This is a genomic window from Alcanivorax sp. HI0083 (assembly GCF_001635175.1).
Window position 1 is genome coordinate 1 of record NZ_LWFX01001484.1, and the last position, 2,643, is coordinate 2,643.

At 58.0% G+C, this 2,643-nt stretch carries 4 protein-coding genes and 1 pseudogene; 2 read left to right on the forward strand and 3 right to left on the reverse strand.

Annotated features, from left to right (window positions below):
* From A3754_RS22490 to pilG, 3 genes are all read right to left on the reverse strand, one after another.
* A partial coding sequence (locus A3754_RS22490) for a chemotaxis protein CheW (protein ID WP_197468786.1) occupies positions 1-278 on the reverse strand: 278 nt, incomplete at its 3' end.
* Positions 279-289: 11 nt separating this feature from the next.
* On the reverse strand, positions 290-658 hold the full coding sequence (pilH, locus tag A3754_RS22495; protein ID WP_007151610.1) for a twitching motility response regulator PilH: 369 nt from the start codon (positions 656-658) through the stop codon (positions 290-292).
* A 32-nt stretch (positions 659-690) separates the two neighbouring features.
* The gene (gene pilG / locus A3754_RS22500) at positions 691-1,074 is read right to left on the reverse strand and encodes a twitching motility response regulator PilG (RefSeq protein ID WP_063521389.1); all 384 of its coding nucleotides are present in this window, start codon (positions 1,072-1,074) and stop codon (positions 691-693) included.
* Positions 1,075-1,395: 321 nt separating this feature from the next.
* Here pilG and gshB point away from each other — a divergent pair, with 321 nt between their 5' ends.
* Positions 1,396-2,349 carry a glutathione synthase gene (gene gshB / locus A3754_RS22505; RefSeq protein WP_007148391.1) on the forward strand — a complete coding sequence of 318 codons (954 nt, stop codon included), beginning with the start codon at positions 1,396-1,398 and terminating at the stop codon, positions 2,347-2,349.
* 105 nt (positions 2,350-2,454) lie between these two features.
* Positions 2,455-2,643: pseudogene (locus tag A3754_RS22510) on the forward strand (energy transducer TonB); the annotation flags it as partial.

A 2,643-nucleotide genomic window follows, 5' to 3' on the forward strand; every position in this document is an offset into this window, starting at 1 on the left:
AAGCCGCTGAGATCCATGACGGTCATCAGGCGGCTCCGGACGTTGGCTACCCCTTTCATCCAGCTGCGTGCGCCGGGAATGCGGGTGTAAGCCGGCACCGAGAGGATTTCGGAAACCTCATCCAGCGGTGCCACGTATTTCTTGCCGTCGAGCACAAAGCCTACGCCACTCCAGTAGCTGACCGCATCCTGCTGCATGGGCAGATCTTTGGCCTGCTCCCGGCAGCGCTGATTGTATTCAGCCAGTTTGATGTAGGCGGCGGAGGCGTTGCTGCTCATGGGTGGCTCCTTCAGGCGTCGGCCAGCATGCGGTCGACGGTTTGCAGGAGCACGTCTTCGTCCACCGGCTTGGTCAGGTAGTCCCGGGCGCCCTGGCGTTTGCCCCAGACACGGTCGGTCTCCTGATCCTTGGTGGTAACGATAACGATCGGAATATGGGCGGTATCCGCCCCTTTGGTGAGCTGGCGGGTGGCCTGGAAGCCATTCAGGCCAGGCATTACCACATCCATCAAAACCAGCTCGGGAAGCTCGGAACGGGCCGTGGCGACGCCATCGGCGCCATTGGCAGCCTCGATAACTTCGTGGCCATGCTTTTCCAGAATCTCGCGCAACTTGTATGTCTCGGTGGGCGAGTCATCCACAATCAGAATACGTGCCATCTTACCCTCTTCAGGTTCAGCGGCTAAGCCGCTTAACCGTTGATATGCTGACGAATGGCACCCAGTAGCTCGTCCTTGGAGAACGGCTTGGTCAGGTACTCATCGGAACCGACAATGCGCCCCTTGGCCTTGTCAAACAGGCCATCCTTGGACGACAGCATGATCACCGGGGTTGCCTTGAAGGCGCTGTTGTTCTTGATCAGCGCGCAGGTCTGATAGCCATCGAGACGCGGCATCATGATATCGACGAAGATGATACTGGGCTTGCTGTCGGCGATTTTGGCCAAGGCATCGAAGCCATCGGTGGCCGTGATTACTTCACAACCCGCTTTCTTCAACAAGGTTTCGGCGGTACGACGAATCGTCTTGGAATCGTCGATTACCATCACCTTGAGGTCTTGGAAATTGTCAGTCATGGAAACTGCCTTTAACCGTGAACCGTAATTGGCCGCAACTTATTGTAATTTTTGGCCTTTCTAATAATTCGCTGGGCGGGGCCTGTGGCGGTGTCAGCCCAAGCGAAGTTTTTAACACAGATTCTACAATCAATCTATAAGACCCTATGAAACTTGAGAAAATGTCCCTCTGGCGGGTCGCTGAATAAGCTTCTCCGCGCATAGCGAACCTGTCTGTGCGCTGCTAACATTGCTCCGGCCATTGTTTGGTATGAGCAATGGCCGTACCAATCCCCCGCCGGCAGCTTTCGGGCTGCCTGCGCCCTGTAGACCGGAGACTTCATGAGCCTGCGTGTTGGTGTGGTGATGGACCCCATCGCCAAAATCAAACCCTGGAAAGACAGCACCTTTGCCATGCTGCTGGAGGCACAGCGGCGCGGCTGGTCCCTGCTCTATATGGAGCCGGGGGACCTGTATGTTCGCGATGGTCGCACCTTTGCCACCACCCGGGCACTGTCTGTTACCGACAATAACGACGATTGGTACCGTCTGGCCGACGCCGTGAATCACGACCTGGCCGATCTGGACATTATCCTGATGCGCCAGGATCCGCCCTTTAATGCGGAATACATCTACGCGACCTACCTGCTCGAGAAAGTGGAGCGAGAAGGGGTGCTGGTGGTCAATCGTCCGGGCAGTGTGCGCGACAGCAATGAAAAGCTGTTCGCCACCGACTTCCCGCAGTGCTGCGCGCCCACCCTGGTGTCCAGCCAGTCCACCCTGCTGCGCAATTTTGTACAGGAGTTTGGTGACACCGTGATGAAGCCGCTGGACGGCATGGGTGGCAGCAATATTTTCCGGGTACGCAAGGACAGCCCCAACATCTCGGTGGTGATCGAAGTGCTCACCCAGCACGGCAAGACGCCGATCATGGCCCAGCGCTTTGTGCCGGAGATCACCGAAGGGGACAAGCGCATCCTGATGATCAACGGCGAGCCGGTGCCCTATGCGCTGGCACGGATCCCCAAGGAAGGCGAGCTGCGCGGCAATCTGGCCGCCGGCGGCACCGGTCAGGGCCGGGAATTGAGTGACCGGGATCGCTGGATCTGCGAACAAGTGGGGCCGACCCTGAAACGCAAGGGGCTGTATTTTGTGGGTCTGGACGTGATTGGTGATTATCTCACCGAAATCAACGTGACCAGCCCCACCTGTATCCGCGAGCTGGATGCGATTTTTGACATCAATATCGCCGGGCAGCTGTTTGATACACTGCTGGAGTTGCGGCCGTCGTCATAGACCCGGCTGTCGTGGCGGGGCACACTGACCGGCTTCCTGTTGCGGTGGGTGCTGCCCTCCCTGGCTGAATGAAACCGCTGAAAATGTAGTAGCGAAAACAATAACATGGCATCAAATCCGGCATCTGTTACCGCCTCCGACCGTCTCACCTTCACCGTTTTCCTGGCGGTGGCGTTCCATGGCATCCTGATTTTCGGGGTGAGCTTTGCGCCGGAGCTGCAACGTGCGGCCCCGCATACCCTGGAAGTCACCCTGGCCCAGCACCGCAGCGACAGCGAGCCGGAAGAAGCGGAC

What these genes read in the sequence shown, in the direction of transcription:
- pilH (WP_007151610.1), bottom strand. Translation starts at nt 658, where the DNA reads ATGGCACGTATTCTGATTGTGGATGACTCGCCCACCGAGACATACAAG.
- pilG (WP_063521389.1), bottom strand. Translation starts at nt 1,074, where the DNA reads ATGACTGACAATTTCCAAGACCTCAAGGTGATGGTAATCGACGATTCC.
- gshB (WP_007148391.1), top strand. Translation starts at nt 1,396, where the DNA reads ATGAGCCTGCGTGTTGGTGTGGTGATGGACCCCATCGCCAAAATCAAA.